This is a genomic window from Pseudomonas sp. R38(2017) (assembly GCF_002112395.1).
Classification (GTDB): Bacteria; Pseudomonadota; Gammaproteobacteria; order Pseudomonadales; family Pseudomonadaceae; genus Aquipseudomonas.
The window spans coordinates 207,489-230,604 of record NZ_NEHN01000002.1; the positions used below are offsets into that span (position 1 = coordinate 207,489).

The following is a 23,116-nucleotide window of genomic DNA, read 5'->3' on the forward strand; positions in this document are numbered from 1 at the left end:
AATGCAAAAGCAAAAAGGGGAGTCCGTCTGGACTCCCCTTGGTCATTGGGCTGGATGAAGTCGGTTATATCGGATGTTCATACCGAATTACGCAGTCCGTAGCTGAGCATTGCCCACCTGAGGAACCATCGCAAGCTGAACCGCCACATTGTTCTCTTTCTTCGCCAGCCAGCGTTTAACGTTCTGGTCGTGTTCAGGTGCCTGAGTGGCAGAACCGTAAATGTCTTCAGGCGTGAGCTTGAGATAGTTCAGGGTATGAAGACGTTGGCGAGAGGTGTCCAGTCTACCGATTTCCGCTCTCAATATGCTTGCCTGTTGCATGGCGGCTCGGCGATCGGATTGGAAAGGACTGTTCAACTCCGCCTCTTTGGCTTTCAAGCGATCCTGCATTTCCTGCAATTGGTAGTAGATTTGGTCGTATTCAGTCTTTGTCACCACCGTGCCGCCGCCTTCCTGGGTCTGCTGCCAGCGGCGCAACGTTGCCCATGCATTTGGAATGTAAGATGCCAGCATGAAGTGGTCAGACATCTTGAACAGCTGACGGATAAACATGTCGCGATCAGGCAAGTCGCCGAACTTTTTCACTGCCCGGGTGCACGCGGCTTCTTCGATGGACTCGCAACCCGGATTCCATAGCACGGAAGATTGCTCACGTCCTTTGAAGTGTACAGGCATGAAGTGGTGCAGATTGCCCTGATGCTCGTAAGGTGCACCACCTGTTCGACTCAGACCCAAGGCAAAAATCAGCGCGCCCAATGGCGCCGTGATAAAGCTAAGAACGGCACCAGACATCCAGATTCTTTTGCGAGTGTTCATCCACGGCGCTGGCACGCTTGGAATCGGGTCGTTATCGTTGACCATGCGATGGTGTGCCAGGGCCGCTGCGCCTTGAACAAAATCTGCATCGCCTGCGCGGGGTGAACCATATGTATAGAGGAGAATGTCGTACTTTGTTGAACCCTGTCTTAGTGCTTCTGCAAGCAAAGTCGCAATGGCGCCTCCAAGACTATGGCCGCAAATGATGACTTTTTGATTTACATGAAAGCTATTCAGATAAGTGTCGACAAACTTACTCATCGCTTCATAGGCCTGGTAGAAACCTTGGTGCGCCTTGCCCACACCGGGGTTCACCGGAATTTGCTCCGCATCGGTATCACGCAAAAAGTCAACGCCTTCTAATGTCCCACGTATGGAAATAAGAATGACTTCGTCGTGATGGGTGATGAATGCTTGAGTATTGGTGCCCCCTTTCTTTTTGCTGTCATCGAAAAAGTGCCACTTCGCTGGATGCTCCTGTTCTGGCCCACGCTCAGGCTTGTTTTGATCATACAAGGCAGGGTCGAACGGTAGGATTTCGAAACGTTTTGAATAAGGCACATCTTCATACAGTGGATAGTAAGCCGATGATTGTTTGGGATCGATCTTCCACGATTCTTTATAGCAAGCCATGCCTTCGCCGAACATGTTTCCTACGCTCGGGTCGAGAGGGAAACTGACGGTGTCGGTAGGCTGTTCTGCTGGTACCTGTCCGAAGTCGCAATAGCTCAATGTGGCAAACAATGAGAGCTGGTACAAATTCAATGCGCTGAATTTATTGTCTCTTGAAAGCATTGGGCGGAAAGCCCGTAACGGGCGAACTTCAAGAACTGTGAGTGTGTTTGGCACTAGGGCAACGCCCCAAAGCTTTGATTGCTCCGGACCAAAACCGATGTCTCCCATGACTTTCAGCAGGTTTTGATTAGGAGGATATTTCGCTTTCGACTCTGGAGGAAGATGCGAATTCTTTTCAACAAGATGGCGTACTTCGACATGAAAAAACTGGCCCGCCTCAGCTTTTGCAGGGTTGTTGTCAACCCGTTGGCCATCCTTACGGATAAAGCGCGTTTTTTCGGCTCGAACTTGTAATTCGCTGATTTTCAGCGGGTAGTTCGGACGTGTCATCAACCAGTTATATTCTTCTTCCCCTCCGGCGTAAGGCTGATCTACTGTCAGAACAACAGGGCCTTCATAGTGGTTCAAAACTTCTCCAAAGCCAGCCGCATCAAGCGTACCCTCATAGCGTTGTTCGACGCTGTCGGTTACGACATATTTCAAACCGGCATAGGGCTTGCCATCACCAGACTCATCTACCAGTCGAAAACGGACTTTTGTGCCTCTGAGCGGACAGGGTTCTTTGGTGTTTTTGAGTAGCGGTTGCTCTACTTTTTTGACCGTCATTAATGAATGTCCTTATTCGGTACACGTCGGATAGATGGTGCAATCGCGTCCGTCCGGCATTTTGAAAGGTTTGAAATCGGTTGTGTTACCGCGACAGAACGCATAGGGGTCTTCGAGACTCTTGCCCATGCACCTCTTCCATCCATTGGGGAATTTCACCCAGTTGTCTCCGACAGCTGGCCTTTCCTCATTGGACATTGAGAAAGAAACGTTCAACGTCTTTCCTGCCAACTGCGTGCGTTGCAAAGGCCCCTTCGCAACGGAGCCGTTTACTTGTTCCGCTGTGTCCACTGGAGCGCATTTTAAGATCTTAACGATATTTCGATCCGGCCCAGTGGTGCGAAACAACCACTCACACTGTCGTTGTAGCATCAGAGGAGAGGGAAGACTTCCTTTGTCAGCCGTACCTTCCTGAAATCCAACTCCTGAGTACTCTCTTCCAACGTCAGAACGGCCGGCGGCATATTTGGCATAAATTTCGTAATCGAAATTATCCAAAACGAGCGGGCATCCCCCTTCGATACTGGTCAACGGAACTTGAAAGTTCGCAGTTTGGGCCTTATCACTGTGTTTCTGTTCGAAGAACTTGTAACCCGGATGTTCACGTCCCTTCTTGACAGGGACACTGCACGTCTCACCCATCCGAGGAACATACTTCGCCTCAATTAGTATCTCAAACCCCGGCGGAAGCTCCGTCACCAATGTAAAGCTGTCCTGCTGAGCAACTGAACAACCAGTAGCCCCAATCGCACCCAGCCCAATCATCAAGCTGCGAACAAACCCATTGAAAACATTGCGTTGACGCATTTGATTGTCCTTTGTCCCGTGGCGGTCGTTTCGAGCGAGTGACGCCCAAGGTCTTGAATTCAATTCAGTGCGGCGTCATCGCTGTGATCAGCGAAAAACCGTTCGCACCGTTCGAAATGCTTATCCGGCGTTTCCCCCGGCAAGGGCTGCCAAGCCACATCCCCGGCATTTTTGGGGTCAAGGCGCAGGGTCAACATGAACTCCCGTTGCTCTGGTGTGTTCCATTGCCAGGCTTCGAGCAGGTCCATCTGTTCTTCCAGCCATTCGAGGATTGGGCGGGTTTCGGAGAGTTTTGCGGCTGTTTCTGCGTGATACACCAGCAGCCAGCGTTTCAGGTTGGCTCGCAGGATTTCACGGGTTCGTTCCGGTGGAGTAGGGACTTGCAGCCAAGGCGCCGGATTCGGCACTGCATACATGCCCGGCCTATTGTTATCCGCGCTTTTCCACTGATCCTCATCCCAATACAGCACGCTGCTGATCGGGCCGAGCAGCAGCGGCCATTCGGTGTCTTTCATGTTGGCCAGGCAACGGGCAAGTACGCGGTTGTCCTGGAAGCGAAACAGTGAGCGGTCGCCATCCTCGTCGATGACCATCCGGGCGATCCAGTGCTGGGTCAGGCTGTCGAGATCGGCCTTGTCCATGCTGCCGATCCAGCCCCAGTTGCGCTGCGCGTCATCCAGCAATTGAGTGAACGCTTCGTTACCCGGGTTTTCGAGTTCGGTCAGCCATGGGCTGATGGAGGCGAACTGGGCAAACTCGGCACGTCGGTAGAGCTGCACCGAGCGCTGCATCACGCCGGCGCTGTACAACGGCGTGACCGGGTTCGGTTCGGCGAGGCTGTCGATCACGAGGATCAAAACACGATCGAGACGGGACTGTTCGCCCAGCCAGTTGTTGAGCGCATCACTCATGCCACGGCCCCCAGATCACATTTGCCTTCCCGGCAGGCCTCGCAGATCGGGCAGCGAGTATCGCCTGCCTTGCGCGCGGCTTTGGCCAATGCCATTTGGGCGGCCGCCGGGACAAGCAGGGCTCCTGCCTTGTCTTTGGCAGCGGCCCATGGAATGACCGGTTCAAGGATCTGAATGCCGGAACCCGCACCCGGCGCACCGCCGGTATTGGCCTTCACTTCCGCACCGCTGATGGTCACGCCACCCGCATCGACCTTGACGAAACTCCCGCCAGCCTTGGCAGTGAGCTCCATCCCGCCTTCGATCACCACTTTTTCGCCGGCGTGGTAATGAATCTCCGTGCCCGCCTCAACGAACTGCCCGGTGCCGACCTTCACATGCTGAGTCACGCCCACGGTCAGGTGATCATTCGCCCGCATCTCACTGACACGATCCAGATGAGTGATGCGGTGTTCCTCGACCTTGAATTCACTTAAAACATTGGCTTCGACCGTGTCATGCCGTTCATTGCCAACGTGGATTTTCTGGTCGTGCTCGATGTTTTCGTCCCAGTCGCGCTGGGCGTGGATGTAGATCTGCTCGACGCCTTTCTTGTCTTCGATGCGGAATTCGTTGTAGCCCTTGCCGCCCGGGGAGCTCAGGGTCTTGAAAGTGCTGCGGGTCTTGTTCGCCGGCAGGTCGTAGGGGACGACGTTTTCCTTGTGGTACAGGCAGCCGGTGACCAGCGGCTGGTCGGGGTCGCCTTCGAGGAAGGTCACCAGCACTTCCATGCCGATGCGCGGGATGGCGATGCCGCCGTAGGCTGCGCCGGCCCAGCCGCTGGCGACGCGTAGCCAGCAGGTGGTCTTGTCGTCGGCCTGGCCTTCGCGGTCCCAGTGGAATTGCACTTTCACGCGGCCGTACTGGTCGCAGTGAATTTCTTCGCCGCTCGGGCCGGTGACGATGGCGGTCTGGCTGCCGAGGACTTTCGGTTTCGGGTGTTCGAGGGCAGGGCGGTAGTGGGCGTCCCACGGGGTGGCCACGAACGCGTTGCGGTAGCCCTGGTGGAAATCGCTCTTGTTGTCGGTGACGTCGCTGGTGACGTTTTCGCCCAGCACTTGTGGTTGCTTGCCTTCGTGGAAGATCTCCAGCAGCAGCCACAGGTCGTTCCATTCGGCGCGCGGGTGTTCGGCCAGGGTCAGGAAATGGCCGCTGGTCAGGGTCGGTTCGTCACCTTTGCCTTCAGCGAGTTTGTAGTCGCTGCGATGACGCTCCAGTGCCCGGGTCGAAAGGAACTTGCCGCGCTCGCGGGTGGTGAAACGGCCGGGATAGTCGTAGTCCTCAAGGTCCGGCATGAACGCGGATTTGGCCGCGCCTTCAGGCAGGATCTTCGGTTTCTCGAAATCGTAATCGCGGCGGCTGACGCGGCTGGTGCGGGTTTCCAGGCGCAGGTTGAAGCGCTTGATCACCGGTTTGTCGGCGGTCATGCCGGAGTCTTGCTGGTAGTTGACCGGTTTCAGTTTGCGGAACACGGTCTGGTCATCGCCGAACACCAGTTTGTGGCCGCTGCTGCTGTGCTGGAAGTGGAAGTGAATGCCTTCCTCTTCGCACAGACGCTGGATGAAATGCAGGTCGGATTCGTCGTACTGCACGCAGTAGTCGCGCTGCGGGTACTCTGCGCCGAGCTGGAAGCTATAGGCATCGGCCAGGATGCCGCGCTCTTCCAGCACCTGGGCAATGATCTTCGGCACCGTCAGTTGCTGGAAGATCTGCTGGTCATGGTTGTGCCGCAGGTAGGCCAGCTGTGGCACCAGGCTGAGGCTGTAGCGGGTCAGGGTCTTGCCGGAATCGCCTTGCTCGATGCGATACACCAGGCCATGAATCTTGCCCTCGCCAGTGGCGCCGAAGGTCAGGCAGCCGGGCTTGTGCAGGAGTTCTTCGAGGTTGAGGTCGGGACGGGCGCTGACCAGTTCGAGGTCGAAACGGAACGGTTCGTTGAGGGCTTCGCGACCGGTGAAGCTGAGGACTTGCAGATCGGCGGAAGCGCCTTCGAGCGTGAGGGTAATGTGGGTAGCATTGGCGTCCAGCATGCCTTGATTTCCGTCCATTGAATAAGCAAGGGACGGATGGTGCAGGATTAGCCGGGCTCGTACAACCCGCAAATGCCCGTCAGGGGCGTAGGGTTTTCCCCTAGAACGGGCGGTTCCGCCAATGGATACGAGGCTTTTGCGACTGCCCGGTCATTTCAGCTCGATGACTTCAAAGCCCTTTTTGTCGGGCGTCGCGTTCATCCCTTCGGGTTCTTCCGGCTGGCCCTTTGGGCTGATGTAGTTGTAGACGATGAATTTTTCAGGGATCTCATAACCATCGTTGGGGATGACCAGGCGCATCTGCTGCGCATTCAGGTACAGAAAAACCGGGAGGGCTTTTTCGGCAAAGTCGATTCGCTCCAGGACTTTGCTGCCCGGATGCCTGCGAATAAAGGCACCTTTCAAATACGGAGAGCCATAGTTCATGGCGTAGATCAGCCCGGAACCCGTGCATTTGGCCATGGCGACTTCACCAACAAAGTCTGAATCGGGCATGTCGGTGAAAGCCGTTTCGGTGTGGTTATCGATTTTGACGGAAAGTCTTTGCCCGTCCTCGCTGGAGGTGGACAGCAGAGAGGCCACCGAGCCGTCCGAAAGGGGGCAGTCCAGAAGGGCTTTTGGAACGTCTGCAAAAGCGGGATCACAGGCAAGTGCGAGGAGGAAAGGGAACCACAGTTTTTTCATTTCAATGTATCCCTGAGCACTTCCATAGAGTTGGGGCTGGCGTCCAGCTTTCTGGCGCACTCATTGATTTTGCGGTAATAAACCCCGTTCGATTTACCGCGGTACTTTTTGTATGCCTCCTCGGTGGAACTCGAAATGTCCAGCCAATATTGCATGTACTCGGTACCGATTCTGATGTTCTGGGCTTCGTCCCAGATAAGGGGAGACGCGTAAAAAGCCGCTCCGGCACTGAATGCCTCGTCCGTCTGGGCCTGGTTGGGCATACGACCCAGTTCCTTTTTCTTACGGTATTTATAGACTTGCTTGACTGCCGGTTCCTGCATTTGCATGAGTCCCCTGGCTGCGTGCTTCCCTCGACCGGCTTCAGGATCGAAACGCGATTCCATGTAGATCTGGCAAATTACGGTGTTGGTATCAATCGTGGATTGGTTATTGGCTTCAACCAGTTTGCGGATTTCTTTCAAGCGTTTACTGTCATCCACGGCAACTTTTGCTGAGGCCGTGTCCGCTTTCGGCGTGAGTGGTTTCTGAGTGGTGGTCAGTGGTTTTTTTCCAGCCATTTCAATCGTCCCATCCCGGGTTGATCGGTGGAATGTCATCAAAGACTTCAATTACTGCCATTTCCGCTTCAGTGCTCGAAATCTTTGCGGTCTTGCCTTCTTCATTGGTGCGACCGACGATGCTTTTGCCGGAGGTGGTCCTGATAACGTAGGGAAAGTTCTTGAGCGGTAGCCCGGTGTCCTGACTGGTGACAAGAAAGTCCAAGTCATGTTCGGATTTCTCGGGGACAATCTTGCGCTCCAGCAATTGCCCGACACTCCCTACGGCGGCTGCGGCTGGAATCAGGGGAGGCAGAATCGCGATCCCGGTGCCGGCACCCGGCGCACCCCCGGTATTGGCCTTCACCTCCGCACCACTGATGGTCACACCTCCTGCATCCACCTTGACGAAACTCCCCCCGGCCTTGGCCGTCAGTTCCATTCCGCCTTCGATCACGACTTTTTCGCCAGCGTGGTAATGAATCTCCGTGCCTGCCTCGACAAACTGCCCGGTGCCGACCTTCACATGCTGCGTCACGCCCACGGTCAGGTGATCGTTGGCGCGCATTTCGCTCTTGCGATCCAGATGAGTGATGCGGTGTTCCTCGACCTTGAACTCACTTAAAACATTGGCTTCGACCGTGTCATGCCGTTCGTTGCCGACGCGGATCTTCTGGTCGTGCTCGATGTTTTCGTCCCAGTCGCGCTGGGCGTGGATGTAGATCTGCTCCACGCCTTTTTTGTCTTCGATGCGGAACTCGTTGTAGCCCTTGCCGCCCGGGGAACTCAGGGTCTTGAAGGTGCTGCGGGTCTTGTTCGCCGGCAGGTCGTAGGGGACGACGTTTTCCTTGTGGTACAGGCAGCCGGTGACCAGCGGCTGGTCGGGGTCGCCTTCAAGGAAGGTCACCAGCACTTCCATGCCGATACGCGGGATGGCGATGCCGCCGTAGGCTGCGCCGGCCCAACCGCTGGCGACGCGCAGCCAGCAGGTGGTCTTGTCGTCGGCCTGGCCGTCGCGGTCCCAATGGAATTGCACTTTCACGCGGCCGTACTGATCGCAGTGAATTTCTTCGCCGGCGGGGCCGGTGACGATGGCGGTCTGGCTGCCGAGGACTTTCGGTTTCGGGTGTTCGAGGGCAGGGCGGTAGTGGGCGTCCCACGGGGTGGCCACGAAGCTGTTACGGTAGCCCTGGTGGAAATCGCTCTTGCTGTCGGTGACGTCGCTGGTGACGTTTTCGCCCAGCACTTGTGGTTGCTTGCCTTCGTGGAAGATCTCCAGCAGCAGCCACAGGTCGTTCCATTCGGCGCGCGGGTGTTCGGCCAGGGTCAGGAAATGGCCGCTGGTCAGGGTCGGTTCGTCACCTTTGCCTTCAGCGAGTTTGTAGTCGCTGCGATGACGCTCCAGTGCCCGGGTCGAAAGGAACTTGCCGCGCTCGCGGGTGGTGAAACGGCCGGGATAGTCGTAGTCCTCCAGGTCCGGCATGAACGCGGATTTGGCCGCGCCTTCAGGCAGGATCTTCGGTTTCTCGAAATCGTAATCGCGGCGGCTGACGCGGCTGGTGCGGGTTTCCAGGCGCAGGTTGAAGCGTTTGATCACCGGTTTGTCAGCGGTCATGCCGGAGTCTTGCTGGTAGTTGACCGGTTTCAGTTTGCGGAACACGGTCTGGTCGTCGCCGAACACCAGTTTGTGGCCGCTGCTGCTGTGCTGGAAGTGGAAGTGAATGCCTTCCTCTTCGCACAGGCGCTGGATGAAATGCAGGTCGGATTCGTCGTACTGCACGCAGTAGTCGCGCTGCGGGTACTCGGCGCCGAGCTGGAAGCTGTAGGCGTCGGCCAGGATGCCGCGCTCTTCCAGCACCTGGGCAATGATCTTCGGCACCGTCAGTTGCTGGAAGATCTGCTGGTCATGGTTGTGCCGCAGGTAGGCCAGTTGCGGCACCAGACTGATGCTGTAACGGGTCAGGGTCTTGCCGGAATCGCCTTGCTCGATGCGATACACCAGACCATGGATCTTGCCCTCGCCAGTGGCGCCGAAGGTCAGGCAGCCAGGCTTGTGCAGGAGTTCTTCAAGATTGAGGTCGGGACGGGCGCTGACCAGTTCGAGGTCGAAACGGAACGGTTCGTTGAGGGCTTCGCGACCGGTGAAGCGGAGGACTTGCAGATCGGCGGAGGCGCCTTCAATGGAGAAGCTGATGTGAATGGCATTAGCGTCCAGCATGCTTTGAATTCCATCCGTGAATAAGCAAGATGCAAATGTAGCGGGATTCGCCAAAAACGCACAATCGAAAAATCCTGTAGACCGCATGCGAGGCTGAACAATCAGTCAGCTTCAGACTAAAGTCGCCTGTAGCACGTCAAAGCCATCTGCCATCATGGGCGCTCACCCCCGCGTGTTCACTGCCTCCCGGTTCTTTTATCGACCTGGGACGGGAGCTATTTCTGGTTTGTTTGCGCCCCCGCGCAATCGTTGTTCTGTTGGAGTTTTCAATGCGTCCCCCATTTCCCCTCATCACCCCGCGCCAGTCGTTTGGCTTCGGAGCCTTGGTGCTGTGCGCCGGTTTTACCGCGCAGGTTCAGGCCAGCGGTTTTTTCGAAGACACCACGGCGAAGATCGAATCGCGCACGGTGTACTTCAACCGTGATTTCCGTGATGGGCACACCTCCAATGATCAGGGCGCGTCCAAGCGCGAAGAGTCGGCGCAGGGCTTCATTCTCAATCTGCAATCGGGTTATACCGAAGGCACCGTCGGTTTCGGCATCGATGCGCTGGGCATGGCGGGTTTCCAGCTCGATTCGAGCCCCGACCGCAGCAACAGCGGCCTGCTGCCGTCCAGTGGCGACAACCCGCGCGGTTCGAAAGGCCAGTACGCGAAGATGGGTCTGACCGCCAAGGTGAAAGTCTCGGATACGGTGCTGAAATATGGCGCGCTGCTGCCGGATCTGCCACTGCTCAAGTACAACGACGGCCGTCTGCTGCCGACCATGTTCAACGGCGCGATGCTGACTTCAAAGGAAGTGAAGGACCTGACTTTCATGGCTGCACGCCTGGACAAGTACACCGCCCGGGACTCGACCGATTCGCAAGACATCCGTGTGCACTGCAAGAACAAGCGCTATGCCTGCAACACCACTGCCGATCATTTCGACATGTACGGCCTCGACTACAAGATCAACGATCGCCTGACCGCGCAGTATCACTACGCCGAGCTGGAAGACATCTATCGCCAGCACTTCGTCGGTCTGTTGGCCAACCAGCCACTGGGTGACGGCGTATTGAAAGCCGATCTGCGTTTACTGAAAAGCGCCGACAGTGGCGATGCAAAAGCCGGCTCCATCGACAACCGCGCCTTGAGCGGCATGCTGTCCTATGGCATCAGCGGCCACACCTTCAGCGCCGGCTGGCAGCGCATGAACGGCGACAATTCGATGCCATACCTCGATGGCAGTAACCCGTACCTGGTGAATTACGTGCAGGTCAACGACTTCGCCGCCGCGCAGGAACGTTCCTGGCAGTTGCGTTACGACTATGACTTCAAGGCGATCGGCATCAACGGCCTGAGCTTCCTGACCCGTTACGTGAACGGCGATCACATCAAGGTGCCGGGCAGCGATCAGGAAGGCAAAGAGTGGGAACGCGACAGCGAACTGAAGTACGTGGTCCAGAGCGGCACGTTCAAGGATGTCAGCCTGCGCTTGCGTAATGCGACCTACCGCACCAACTACGAGAAGTTTGCCCGGGATGTGGATGAGACCCGGTTGATTGTGAGTTACAACTTTTCGGTGTTGTAAATCCGTTCAGGTCATCGGTCGAAAAAAAACCATCGCGAGTTAACTCGTGATGGTTTTTTTTGATCTGCGATCAGAGCCAATGCCAGAACCGACTCCAGAACCCGCGATTCAAATCATCCTTGCACGCTGCGTATTGCTGGCCGTACATGTCCGAGCGGTTCTGCACCTTGCGCGCCACCGGCGGCAGCCACGCCTTGCTGGCGTAGGTCTTCTGCCGGAAACCGCCCCAGCCTTCGTGGTAGTTGAGGTACTGGTTGTAGGCGTCGTACTTGTATACGCCGTTGATCGACGTGGTCTTGTCCATGTACCAGCCCACAAAGTCGATGGCGTCATCGAAATCTTCACGGTCGGCGCCATGGCGGCCAGTGCTTTTCTGGTAGTCGGCCCAGACTTCATCCTTGGCCTGCGCATAACCCGCTGCGGTCGTGACGCGTCCCCACGGGATCACCCACAACAGGTATTTGCGCGGCGTCTTGGCGTCGTAGCGGTAACCGGACTCCTGATACATGATCGCGAACGGCACCTGGATCGGTACGCCCCAGCGCTTTTGCGTGACTTGCGCCGCGTCGTACCAATCACTCTTTTCCCGGAAAATCTCGCAGAGGTTTTCCGGCGAACGCGGCGGCGATGTTCCGCAACCGCTCAACAATGCCGCCAATACCAACAGTCCAACCGTGCGCCGCGAATTCAAAAGCCGTCATCCCGTCGTGCAAAAAAGGGCGCCAGTCTACGCGGTCAGGTCAACTGGTGGCGATAAGGCAAATCCGGACCTGTTTTACTGCATGTAAGGGCGGCCGCCTGTACGGCAAACCTGAGCATGGCGTCGATTTGCTCGCGATTCAGATGCTGTACACCCTCCACTGAATCCAGTTCATGTTCGGTCAGCCATGTGATCAAAGCGGCCTGGAAGGTATCGCCGGCGCCGACGGTATCGGCGATCTTCACTGCAGAGGCCGGCACTGACCATGAGCCGTGAGCACGGCTGAACACGGTCGCGCCTTCGCCGCCTCGGGTCAGGAACACCACCTGGCAACGATGCTGCAGCCAGCCTTCGATCACTCGCTGCGGATCCTGCTCGGGATACAACAGGCTCAAATCCTCGTCGCTGACCTTGATCAGATCCGCCAACTGCACCAGCGTGGCAATCCGCTCGCGCCACAACTCGATGTTCGGCTCGGGATTGAGGCGCACGTTCGGGTCGAGGCTGATCAGGCGTTTGCCGCTTTCGCGCTGAATCAACGCAAGTAATGTATCGGCAACCGGTTGCACCACCAGCGAGAAGGAACCGAAGTGCAAACCGCGTACTTCATCATTCAGCGACGGCAGATGCGCCGGACTCAACTGCCGGTCAGCGCAGCCTTCGCCCCGGAAGCTGTAATGCGGCGAGCCGTTCGCGCCCACTGCGACCATGGCCAGCGTGGTCGGCGCGGCGAAATCCACCAGAAAATCCGGGCGGACACCTTCGTCCTGCAGTACTTGTTGCAAGCGCCGGCCGAGGTAGTCGGTGGACAACCCGGCAAACAGCGCCGAGTCCACGCCCAGTCGGCGCAAGCCCACCGCCACGTTGAACGGCGAGCCACCGGCGATTGCCTTGAAATTGACTTTCGACGCCTGCCCGCCGGCATCGTCTTCGCTGAAGAAATCGAACAGCGCTTCGCCACACACCAGGTACATAGTTGTTTGCTCTTTATAAGGTTGCGACATGCAGTCGATAGCGTTCATAGGCCTGCTGGAAGGCTGCGACATTCGCGGCAATCGGCAGGGTTTCACTGTTCAGGTCGAGCTTCACGCAGCGCTGGCACAGGTCGGTCAGGGTGTCTTCGTGGCCGTTCGACCAAGACTTGCACCACGCCGCCTGAATCGCCGCGCCCAGCGCAGCGGCTTCGCTTTGCTCGGTGCAGATCACCGGGGTGTTCATGATGTCGGCGACGATCTGCCGCCACACCGCACTTTTCGAGCCGCCGCCGATCAGGCAAATGCTGCGGCTTTGTAAACCATTCTGGCGCAACAGATCCAGTCCGAATCGCAAGCCGAAGGTGGTGCCCTCGACGGCGGCGCGGCACAGATTGGCCCGGGTCAGGTTATCGATCGTCAGACCATGCAGACTGCCGGTGGCGTGGGGCAGGGGAGGCACGCGCTCGCCGTTGAGGAAGGGCAACATGCTCACACCCTCGGCGCCGATCGGCGCCTGGGCTACCAAGGCGTTGAAAGCGTCGAGATCGAGGTCGAACAACTCGCGGATCGCGCCCGTAGCGTTGGTCAGGTTCATGGTGCAGATCAACGGCAGCCAGCCGCCGCTGGACGAGCAGAAGGTCGCCACTGAAGCGTCCGGGCTGACCTTCGGCACCTCAGCGTAGGCGTACACCGTGCCTGAAGAACCGAGGCTCATGGTGATCGCGCCGGGTTGAATATTGCCGGTGCCGATGGCGCCCATCATGTTGTCGCCGCCGCCGCTGGATACCTGCGCGTTAGGGTTGATGCCGAGCTGTTCAGCAATCGCCGGCAGTATCGTGCCGACCGCTTGATGGGCGTCGATCAACTCCGGCAGCGCCGCTTGCAGACGGCCGCTGGCGTCGATGTCGCGCAGCAACTGCAAGTCCCATTGGCGGGTGCGCACGTTGAAATAACCTGTGCCGGATGCGTCGCCGTATTCGCTGCAGCTACGGCCGGTGAGCCAGAAATTCAGGTAGTCGTGGGGCAGCAGGATTTTCGCGATCCGTGAGAAGACGGCGGGATGCTGTTCCTTGGTCCACAACAGCTTGGACACGGTGTAGCCCGGCGCGATAACCACCCCGAGGCGTTCCAGCGAGCCTTTTTCACCACCCAGGTAAGTCAGCAGACGGTCATTCTCTGCCGTGGTTTCGGTGTCGCACCAGAGCTTGGCCGGGCGCAGGACCTGGCCTTGGTCATCGAGCAGTACCAGACCGTGCTGCTGGCCGGAAACACCGATGCCGAGGATTGACTGGCCGTCGACATTTGCCGCCAGCAATGCACGCCGGGTGGCAAGGGCGAAGGCCTCCAGCCATTGTGCGGTATCCTGTTCGCGACGGCCGTTGGCGCCGCTGATCATCGTGTGGGCCGCGGCGCCCTGGCCTAGGACCTGACCGCTGGTGGCGTCGAGGATGATGGCTTTGGTGCCTTGGGTGCCGCAGTCGATGCCGAGGAAGAGTTGTTGGGTTGTCATGAGTACCTCTGCCGTCAGGACAGAATTCGTTCCAGCGTCCGCGTTACTCCCTCTTCCCGCAAGCTTTTCAGGCACCACTCAAACGCCGCCACAAACTCCGTCGAACGCGGTATTGCCATCCCGAAAATCTCCTCAACTCCCAACAACCGCTCAGTGATCAGTGCATCATCCGCCACCAGCGCCTGACAAAACGCCGCCCGAGGATCCGGAATCGAGTAAGTATCGCCATTCTCGTCCACGCCTTTGAGGTACAGCGCCCAGGCAGCGACGACCAGCGCTGCGCGTTTGGTTTCCTGACCATTGGCAATCAGGCGATTGATGGTTGGAACGGTGAACTTGGGAAACTTCGACGAACCGTCCGAACATACCCGCTCCAGTTGATCGGCGATCGCCTGATTGGAGAACCGCGCCACCAGCGTGTTCTTGTATTCGGTCAGGTCGATGCCCGGCACCGGCGCCAGTTGCGGGGCCACGTCCAGGTCCATGTAGGCGCGCATGTAGCGCACGAACAGCGGGTCGTTCATGGTGTCGTGAACGAAGCGGTAACCCTTCAAGAAACCCAGATAAGTCAGGGCGAGATGGCTGCCGTTGAGCAGTTTGATCTTCATCTCTTCGTAGGGCGAAACATCGTCGGTGAATTGCACGCCGACCTTTTCCCAGGCCGGGCGGCCGTTGACGAATTTGTCTTCCAGCACCCATTGCACGAAGGGTTCGCAGACCACCGGCCAGGCATCGTCGACGGCATGTTTGTCCGCCAGTTGCAGGCGATGCGCGGTGCTGGTCATCGGCGTGATGCGGTCGACCATGGCATTGGGGAAACTGACGTTGGCGTCGATCCAGCCGCGCAAGTCCGGATCCAGCAACGCAGTGAAGGCCAGAAGAGCCTTGCGGGTGACGGCGCCGTTGTGTGGCAGGTTATCGCAGGACATCACCGTGAACGCAGGAACACCCGCTTTGCGTCGACTGGCCAGCGCCGCACAAAGGAAGCCGAACACGGTTTGTGGCTGCTGCGGGTAGGTCAGGTCGTGCTGAATCTGCGGCAGATGCGCCATGAACTCGCCGTTGCTGTCGTCGATGCAGTAGCCGCCTTCGGTGATGGTCAGCGAGACGATGCGGATCTGCGGATCGGCGAGTTTGTCGATCAGCACTTGAGCGCTGTCGCTGGCCAGCAGCATGTCGCGGATCGCCCCGATGACTCGGACTTCGGTGTCGTCGCTGTCACCCAATTCGAACAGGGTGAACAGATAATCCTGTTCTCTGAGGTCGTCACGGGCGCGGCGGTCTTCGGCACGCAGGCCGACACCGCAAATGGCCCAGTCCAGCGCTTCGCCGGTGTTCATCAGCGCATCGGTGTAATACGCCTGATGTGCGCGATGGAAACCGCCGACGCCGATGTGGGCGATGCCCTGGCGGGTGTCGCTGAGGTTGTAGGCCGGCAGTTTCACTTCGGCGGCGAGGCGGTTGAGGTTCTGTTGGTTCAGTTTCATCGGATCAGTCTCGAAATCAGGCGGCGGCGCGCAACGGGCGGGTCAACGCCACGCCGTCGGCATCGAACAGATGGCAGTGGGCGGCGTCCAGGTGCAGGTTCAGTTGTTCGCCGTAACGGCTCGCCAGATCACCGCGCACGCGCATGGTCAGGGCTTCGCCGGCGTTGGTCTTGACGTGGCAGAAGGTGTCGCTGCCCAGTCGTTCGCTGACGTCGGCAGTGACTGGCAGGGTGCAGTCGCCCGGTTGCGCCAGTTCCAGATGTTCCGGGCGAATGCCCAGGGTCACGGCGCTGCCGACGCTCAGGTTCGACGCGTTGAATGGCAGGGTGATGCGAGTGCCGGCGTCCAGCGAAACTTCGCAGCTCGCGCCATCGATCCGCGCGATCTGGCCTTTGAGGAAGCCCATTTTCGGCGTGCCGAGGAAGCCGGCGACGAACAGGTTGGCGGGGGTGTGATACAGCTCCAGCGGCGAGCCGACCTGCTCGATTTTGCCGCCATTGAGTACCACCACCTTGTCGGCCATGGTCATGGCTTCGACCTGATCGTGGGTCACGTAGATCATGGTCGCTTTGAGGTCCTTGTGCAGGCGCAGCAGCTCAAGGCGCATTTGCACCCGCAGGGCGGCGTCGAGGTTGGACAGCGGTTCGTCGAACAGGAAGATTTTCGGGTTGCGCACGATCGCGCGACCGATGGCCACACGCTGACGCTGGCCGCCGGACAGTTGTTTGGGCTTGCGTTCCAGCATCGGCCCGAGTTCGAGAATGCGCGCCGCTTCGCCGACTTTCTTCTCGACTTCGGCTTTCGGTACGCCGGCCAGATCGAGGGCGAATGACATGTTCTTTTTCACGGTCATGTGCGGATACAACGCATAGGTCTGGAACACCATCGCCAGATCTCGCTTGGCCGGGCTGACTTCGGTGATGTCGCGCCCATCTAGTTCGATCGTGCCGCCACTGACTTCTTCGAGGCCGGCGATCAATCGCAGCAGGGTGGATTTGCCGCAGCCCGACGGGCCGACAAATACCACGAATTCCTTGTCGTTCACCTCAAGGTCGATGCCCTTGATGATGGAAAAACCTTCGAAGCCTTTTTGCAGATTCTTGATTTTCAGGTTGGCCATGGTGGCGCTCCTTTTGCGAATTCTTTGAGGGCTATTTCACGGCGCCGAACGACAGGCCGCGGACCAGTTGTTTCTGGCTGATCCAGCCGAAGATCAGGATCGGCGCGCAGGCCAGGGTCGAGACGGCCGACAACTTGGCCCAGAACAAGCCCTCGGGGCTTGAGTAGGAGGCGATCAGCGCGGTCAGCGGGGCGGCTTTGGACGAGGTCAGGTTCAGCGACCAGAACGCCTCGTTCCAGCACAGGATCAGCGACAGCAGCACGGTCGACGCGAGGCCGCCCTTGGCGATCGGCAGCAGCACGCGGAGCATTTCCTGAGCGAGGGTGGCGCCGTCGAGGCGGGCGGCTTCGAGGATGTCTTTGGGGATGTCCTTGAAGTAGGTGTAAACCATCCAGACCACGATCGGCAGGTTGATCAGCGTGTAGATCACGATCAGCGCGATGCGCGTGTCCAGCAGGCCAAAACTCTTGGCCAGCAGGTAGATCGGCATCAGCACGCCCACCGGTGGCAGCATTTTGGTGGAGAGCATCCACAGCAGCGTGCCTTTGGTGCGCTGGGTTTCGTAGAACGCCATCGAGTAGGCTGCCGGCACCGCGATCAGCAGACAAAGGGCCGTGGCGCTGAAGGAAATCACTACCGAGTTCCAGGCGAAGCTGAAGTAATCGCTGCGCTCGTTGATGTGCAGGTAGTTCTCCAGCGTCGGCGTGAAGAACAACTGCGGCGGTGTGGCGAAGGCGTCGATTTCGGTCTTGAAACTGGTCAGTACCATCCAGAAGATCGGGAAGAAAATGATGATCGCGATGGCCCAGGCCAGCGTGCCGAGCAGCAGGCTTTGCAGCCGGCGGGATTGTTGAAGAGTCATGGCAGGCCTCAGGCTTTGTCAGTCAGGTTTTTGCCGATCATCCGCACCAGAATGATCGCGGCGATGTTGGCGATGACCACAGCGATCAGGCCGCCGGCCGAGGCCATGCCGACGTCGAACTGCACCAGCGCCTGGTTGTAGATCAGGTAGGCGAGGTTGGTCGACGCGTAGCCGGGGCCGCCGTTGGTGGTGGTGAAGATTTCGGCGAACACGGACAGCAGGAAGATGGTTTCAATCATCACCACCACGGCAATCGGCCGCGCCAGATGCGGCAGGGTCAGGTGCCAGAAGATCGCGACGGTGCCTGCGCCGTCGAGGCGGGCAGCTTCTTTCTGTTCCTGGTCGAGAGACTGCATGGCGGTCATCAGGATCAGGATCGCGAAGGGCAGCCATTGCCACGACACAATGATGATGATCGATAGCAGCGGGTAGTGTGCCAGCCAGTCCACCGGTTGCGCGCCGAACAGCTTCCAGATGTAGGCGAGGATGCCGGAGACCGGGTGGAAGATCAGGTTCTTCCAGATCAGCGCACCGACCGTGGGCATGATGAAGAACGGTGAAATCAGCATCACCCGCACGATGCCGCGACCGAAGAACTCGCTGGCCTCCAGCAAAGCACTGATCAACACGCCGAACACCACGCTGATCAGCAGCACGCTGCCCACCAGCAACAAGGTGTTGGTGGCGCCGGGCAGGAAGCCCGAATCGGTCAGAAAGTAGGTGAAGTTATCCAGCCCGACGAATTCGTTGATGCCCGGGTCGAGCAGGTTGTAGCGGATCGTCGAGAAATAGACGGTCATGCCCAGTGGCACGATCATCCACAGCAGCAACAGGGCCACCGAAGGGCTGACCAGAAACCAGCCGGGATTGGCCACACGGTTTTTGCGCCGGGGTTGCGACAGGTCGATGTGGGCTTTGGCAGTTGAAGTATTCATGGGGATCACAACCGAGTCATACAGACCTATGGAGATACCGTGCTGGAGCGAGCAATCTCGCTCCGGCAGGAGGCAGGAGAGGCTTTCGCAGGGTTACTTCGGATAACCCGCGCGCTTCATCTCGCGTTCGGTGGTTTGCTGTGCGGCGGCCAGGGCCTGGTCGACCGTGGTCTGGCCGATCAGCGCGGCCGAGAACAGTTTGCCGACCTGGGTGCCGATGCCCTGGAACTCGGGAATGGTCACCAGTTGAATGCCGATGTAAGGCACGGTCTTGAGGGTCGGTTTGCTCGGGTCGGCCGCTTTCAGAGATTCCAGTGTCACCTTGGCAAACGGCGCTGCGCTCATGTAAGCCTCGCTGTAGGTCGAGGCGCGAGTGCCCGGCGGTACGTTGGCGATGCCGTCAGTCTTGGCGACCAGTTCGCCGTACTCCTTGGAGGTGGCCCAGGCACTGAATTCCTTGGCGGCGTCCTTGGCCTTGGAGCTGGTCGGAATCGCCAGCGCCCACGAGTACAGCCACGCTGAACCCTTGTCGGTGACTTGATGCGGCGCGTAGGTGAAGCCGACGTGATCGGCGACCTTGCTCTGGGTCTTGTCGGTGACGAACGAGCCCGCAACGCTGGCATCGACCCAGATCGCGCATTTACCGCTGTTGAACAGCGCGAGATTTTCGTTGAAACCGTTGCTCGATGCGCCGGGCGGGCCGGATTTCTTCATGGTGTCAACGTAGAAGTTCAGCGCGTTCTTCCATTCCGGGCCACTGAATTCGGGTTTCCACTGCTCATCGAACCAGCGCGCACCGTAGGCGTTGGCCACGGTGGTGATCAGCGCCATGTTCTCGCCCCAGCCGGCCTTGCCGCGCAGGCAGATGCCGTACTGTTCCTTGTCCTTGTTGGTGAGCTTTTCGGCGAAGCCGGCGATCTGCTCCCAGGTCGGGCGCTCCGGCATGGTCAGGCCGGCGTCCTTGAACAGGTCGGTGCGGTAATAGGTGATCGAGCTTTCGGCGTAGAACGGCAAGGCGTACAGCGAACCCTTGACCGACAGGCCTTCACGCACCGACGGGAACACATCGTCGAGGGCGTAGCTGGCCGGCAGATCCTTCATTGGCTCCAGCCAGCCCTTGGCACCCCAGAGTGCGGCTTCGTACATGCCGATAGTCAGCACGTCGAACTGACCGCCCTGGGTGGCGATGTCGGTGGTCAGGCGCTGACGCAGGACGTTTTCTTCCAGCACGACCCAATTCAACTTGATGTCCGGGTGCTCGGTCTCGAAGGTTTTCGAGAGTTTTTGCATGCGGATCATGTCGCTGTTGTTGACGGTGGCGATGGTCAGGGTCTGGGCGCCAAGGCTGACGCTGCTGAGGGTCATGCAGGTGAGGGCAAGCAGAGCTTTTGCAGTGGGTTGCATCGTGCACTCCTTTTCTGCACCCGGCGGGGGACAGAAGGACAGTTATTGTTTTTGTGTCTTCCGGCTGCAGGAAGAATGTGCACTGATTACAGCCTTCAATCGCAGGGCTGACAAATCATCCCTAGCACTTGAATCGATACTTTTTTGCACTCGTGATTGGAGTGATTAACGCAGGTAAGGGGGGTTCAGCAGGGCAGCGTTGATGAAACCGTACAGGTTTTCAGGTATCAGCCGTGGTTCTGCTCGGTCAGGCGTTGCACCACCAACCGCCGATAATGCGACGGCGTCATGCCTTTGAGCTGTTGAAAGCGTCGATTGAAATTGGAGATGTTGTTGAAGCCCGATTCGAAACACACCTCGGTCACCGGTTTGTCACCGTCTGCCAGCAGTTCGCAGGATTTGCTGATGCGCAGGCGATTGACGAACTCGATGAAATTGCGCCCGGTGGCCTGTTTGAACACCCGGCTGAAATAGGTGGGTTTCATGCCCAGGTGCTCGGCGACTTCCTCCAGCGGCAGTTCGCGAGCGTAGTGGGCAAAGATGTAATCCACCGCGCGGTTGGTGCGGTCGATGTTGTGTTCGTCGGCCAGTTGCGGTGTGGTTGCGCCGGACAGCAGTTGGTAGTCATCACAGGCCGCCAGCAATTCCATCAGGATGAGAAAGTGCCCGAGACGGGTGATGCCCCTGGTATCGGCGATCTTTTGCATCAGGTTCGTCGCTTGGCGAATGGTGCGCGGGCAGCGGAATTCGATGCCGTATTGCGCACGCTCCAGCAGCGGCGCCAGGGTCTTGAGTTCGGCGAACACCTGATGACCGCTTTCGAACAGCTCATCGGTGAAGTTGACCAGCATGTCGCGCTTCTCGACCACTTCGTCTTCGGCCACCTGGCTGATCCAGTTGTGCGGCAGATTGGGGCCGGTCAGGAACAGGGTCTGTGGGTAGAAGTTGCCGATGTAGTCGCCGATGAACACCTTGCCCGAACTGGCGACGATCAGGTGCAGTTCGTATTCCTTGTGGAAATGCCAGCGCACCAGCGGGCAGGGGAAACCGTGCTGGCGATAGATGATGGACAATCCGTTGTGGTCATCCATCAACTCGTAGGAGGGGTCGGTCACGCGGGCGGTTCGGGTCATGGTCGGGCGCTTTTTTTGTTATCGCCCGGCGATCATGCCTCTTCGCGCGCGGATTGCGCCAGTTTCCATTACGGCTTAAAGCGTGCGTTGCCGGGCTTTTATCAAGCTGGCAATCCGGCAGAACTCCACCAGATGCGACTCTTCCATGAAGTCGACACTGATGATGTTGCACTTCAGTGCCCAGTCACTTTTATCCTGGCTGCAGCGACCACACGTTGTTGCGTGCTGGCGCGCTTGAGTTCACGAAGACTCGATGACAAGTTCTGGCGAGGAACAAGTCGATGGCCCAGAAAGTGGATCATCATTTTATTGAAGTAGTCGTAATCGAAGTCGCTCCCGTCAATACTGTGAAAGTCCAGAATAATGAATTCATCCGGATTGCTGTCCAGAAACCTATTGACGTCGTTGATCAGATTTTCCAGAGTTCGGGAATTACGTTTTAGTGCTCATGAGTGCATCCTGCATAAGTTTAAAAAGATGCCGCTCTGTCAAGTGTTCAGGGCGGTACTTGCAGGGTGCCTATAGTGTTTGATGTTCTGGTTGGCTATGTAGGGATCAATTCAAGTTGTTGGGGGTTGTTTTTTGAAAGTGTCCAAGTGAATTACTTGTTCTGGTTCTTCGCTTCAATCCACTGCGCCATGTACTGGGTACTTTTGTGCGAGTGGTGGCGCAGCATGCTGCCGATAAAATTTTGGCGTCTTAGTTGAGCAATGTTTTTGCGACACTCCTGCAACTTGTTGATCAACGCCGGTCCATGTATGGCTTGCGGGTAAACGTCGTTGAGCAGTGCTTGTCCCTGAGACTGAGCTGCCTGCCAACGGACCTCGTCGCGATAGAGTTCAACGGCGGCATTGGCCAGGTCCTGCGCCGTGCGGCAGACAGCGCCCGGCCAAGGCTGGTCGGTGCGCATGCCTTCTGCACCAATCGGCGTGGTGACACTCGGCGTGCCGCAGAGCATGGCATCGATCAGTTTGCCTTTGATGCCGGCGCCGAAGCGCAGAGGTGCCAGGCAGATGCGCGCATCGGACATGACCTGCAATGCATCTTCCGCCCAGTTCATGATGTGAAAACCCTGTGCGGCATTGTGCAGAGCTGCTGCCTTGGGCGGCGTGTAAGCGCCGTAAATGTGCAATTGTGCTTTTGGCAGTTGTTCGCGGATCAGCGGCCAGACAGTGGCTTTCATCCATAAAACCGCGTCCCAGTTCGGCGCGTGGCGGAAGTTGCCGATACTGAGGAAATGCGCGCGCTCTTCGAAAGGTTTTGCCGGTGCGCTGGGCGATTCGACCATCAACGGGCACCAGTGCAACAACTCGGGCGGCAACTTGAACTGCTGCACCAGCAATTCGATTTCCACAGGCGAGATCATCAGGTTCAGATCGCAGCGAAACAGCGCTGCAATCTCGCGTTTGGCCAAGTCGGTGTCAGCCATCAGCTCGAACTCTTCGGCCAGCGCCGGGGCAAACAACTGATCGAAATCGTTAGCGTCATCGCTGAGCTTGAGTCGATCCTTCAACCGTTGGTGCCGGGCCTGCCGCAGGCTTTGCAAATCCGAAGTTTCCAAAACGCGCAATGCATCGGGGCAGTTCTTTTCCACGCGCCAGCCGAATTGTTCTTCGATCATGAACTGGTCAAACAGTACGATATCCGGTGCCAGTTCACTGACGAATACATCGAAGCTGCTGTTGTTCAATTCGATCGGAACAGTACGGATGCCCAGTTCGGCAAGATCGGCCGGATGTTCGCCAACGCCCGCCGGGCTGGCAAAAGTAATGTCCCAGCCCTGTTGAAGAAACGTCTCGAGAATCTGCATTACATGCCCGCTCGCGGCGGAGGAACGGGGTTCCGGCCAGACGTAACCAATGACGAGGACTTTGGTCGCGGGCTGACTCATGAAAAAGTGTTTCCTGAAGAACGAGAGGGAAGAAGAAAAAAGCGCGCGGATTAGAACATATCCTGAGGTTGAATCCGCGTTGGA

Annotated in this window: 18 protein-coding genes; 1 reads left to right on the forward strand and 17 read right to left on the reverse strand. The window is 58.0% G+C overall.

Annotation, left to right across the window (positions count from 1 at the left end):
* Window positions 1-87: 87 nt before the first annotated feature.
* From CAF87_RS04640 to tssI, 7 genes are all read right to left on the reverse strand, one after another.
* Window positions 88-2,217, reverse strand: coding sequence for a lipase family protein (locus tag CAF87_RS04640; RefSeq protein WP_085731055.1), 2,130 nt, complete (start codon window positions 2,215-2,217; stop codon window positions 88-90).
* A 12-nt stretch (window positions 2,218-2,229) separates the two neighbouring features.
* Complete coding sequence (locus CAF87_RS04645; RefSeq protein WP_085731054.1) at window positions 2,230-3,024, reverse strand: hypothetical protein; 795 nt, start codon at window positions 3,022-3,024, stop codon at window positions 2,230-2,232.
* 59 nt (window positions 3,025-3,083) lie between these two features.
* Window positions 3,084-3,935, reverse strand: coding sequence for a DUF4123 domain-containing protein (locus CAF87_RS04650; protein ID WP_085731053.1), 852 nt, complete (start codon window positions 3,933-3,935; stop codon window positions 3,084-3,086).
* Window positions 3,932-6,004 (reverse strand): type VI secretion system tip protein VgrG, encoded by a 2,073-nt coding sequence (locus CAF87_RS04655; RefSeq protein ID WP_085731052.1) that lies wholly within the window; start codon window positions 6,002-6,004, stop codon window positions 3,932-3,934. Before CAF87_RS04655 ends, CAF87_RS04650 begins: the two co-directional genes overlap by 4 nt.
* A 150-nt stretch (window positions 6,005-6,154) precedes the next feature.
* Entirely contained in the window at window positions 6,155-6,688 is a 534-nt protein-coding gene (locus tag CAF87_RS04660; protein ID WP_085731051.1) for a hypothetical protein, read from the reverse strand.
* Entirely contained in the window at window positions 6,685-7,248 is a 564-nt protein-coding gene (locus tag CAF87_RS04665; RefSeq protein ID WP_085731050.1) for a transglycosylase SLT domain-containing protein, read from the reverse strand. The genes CAF87_RS04660 and CAF87_RS04665 overlap by 4 nt, the downstream gene beginning before the upstream one ends.
* A gap of 1 nt (window position 7,249) precedes the next feature.
* On the reverse strand, window positions 7,250-9,445 hold the full coding sequence (gene tssI, locus CAF87_RS04670; RefSeq protein WP_085731049.1) for a type VI secretion system tip protein VgrG: 2,196 nt from the start codon (window positions 9,443-9,445) through the stop codon (window positions 7,250-7,252).
* 269 nt (window positions 9,446-9,714) lie between these two features.
* On the opposite strand from tssI, the gene CAF87_RS04675 reads away from it, so the two are divergent.
* Window positions 9,715-11,016, forward strand: a complete 1,302-nt coding sequence (locus tag CAF87_RS04675; protein ID WP_085731048.1) for an OprD family porin — start codon at window positions 9,715-9,717, stop codon at window positions 11,014-11,016.
* Between the two features lie 70 nt (window positions 11,017-11,086).
* Here the strand turns inward: CAF87_RS04675 and CAF87_RS04680 are convergent, their stop codons facing one another.
* The 10 genes from CAF87_RS04680 to CAF87_RS04730 all read right to left on the reverse strand — a co-directional run bounded on the left by CAF87_RS04680 (window position 11,087) and on the right by CAF87_RS04730 (window position 23,032).
* The gene (locus CAF87_RS04680) at window positions 11,087-11,707 is read right to left on the reverse strand and encodes a hypothetical protein (protein WP_085731047.1); all 621 of its coding nucleotides are present in this window, start codon (window positions 11,705-11,707) and stop codon (window positions 11,087-11,089) included.
* 44 nt (window positions 11,708-11,751) lie between these two features.
* The gene (locus CAF87_RS04685) at window positions 11,752-12,690 is read right to left on the reverse strand and encodes a carbohydrate kinase (RefSeq protein ID WP_085731046.1); all 939 of its coding nucleotides are present in this window, start codon (window positions 12,688-12,690) and stop codon (window positions 11,752-11,754) included.
* Window positions 12,691-12,703: 13 nt separating this feature from the next.
* The gene (gene xylB / locus CAF87_RS04690; protein WP_085731045.1) at window positions 12,704-14,200 is read right to left on the reverse strand and encodes a xylulokinase; all 1,497 of its coding nucleotides are present in this window, start codon (window positions 14,198-14,200) and stop codon (window positions 12,704-12,706) included.
* Between the two features lie 14 nt (window positions 14,201-14,214).
* Entirely contained in the window at window positions 14,215-15,687 is a 1,473-nt protein-coding gene (locus CAF87_RS04695; protein WP_085731044.1) for a mannitol dehydrogenase family protein, read from the reverse strand.
* Between the two features lie 16 nt (window positions 15,688-15,703).
* Complete coding sequence (locus CAF87_RS04700; RefSeq protein WP_085731043.1) at window positions 15,704-16,807, reverse strand: ABC transporter ATP-binding protein; 1,104 nt, start codon at window positions 16,805-16,807, stop codon at window positions 15,704-15,706.
* A gap of 31 nt (window positions 16,808-16,838) precedes the next feature.
* Window positions 16,839-17,669 carry a carbohydrate ABC transporter permease gene (locus CAF87_RS04705; protein ID WP_085709773.1) on the reverse strand — a complete coding sequence of 277 codons (831 nt, stop codon included), beginning with the start codon at window positions 17,667-17,669 and terminating at the stop codon, window positions 16,839-16,841.
* Between the two features lie 8 nt (window positions 17,670-17,677).
* A complete protein-coding gene (locus CAF87_RS04710) occupies window positions 17,678-18,604 on the reverse strand; it encodes a carbohydrate ABC transporter permease (protein ID WP_085731042.1) in 927 nt (308 codons plus the stop codon).
* Between the two features lie 93 nt (window positions 18,605-18,697).
* Complete coding sequence (locus CAF87_RS04715; RefSeq protein ID WP_085731041.1) at window positions 18,698-20,008, reverse strand: sugar ABC transporter substrate-binding protein; 1,311 nt, start codon at window positions 20,006-20,008, stop codon at window positions 18,698-18,700.
* A gap of 227 nt (window positions 20,009-20,235) precedes the next feature.
* The gene (locus CAF87_RS04720; RefSeq protein ID WP_085731040.1) at window positions 20,236-21,141 is read right to left on the reverse strand and encodes an AraC family transcriptional regulator; all 906 of its coding nucleotides are present in this window, start codon (window positions 21,139-21,141) and stop codon (window positions 20,236-20,238) included.
* A gap of 601 nt (window positions 21,142-21,742) precedes the next feature.
* Window positions 21,743-23,032, reverse strand: a complete 1,290-nt coding sequence (locus CAF87_RS04730) for a glycosyltransferase (protein ID WP_085731039.1) — start codon at window positions 23,030-23,032, stop codon at window positions 21,743-21,745.
* Window positions 23,033-23,116 lie beyond the last annotated feature (84 nt).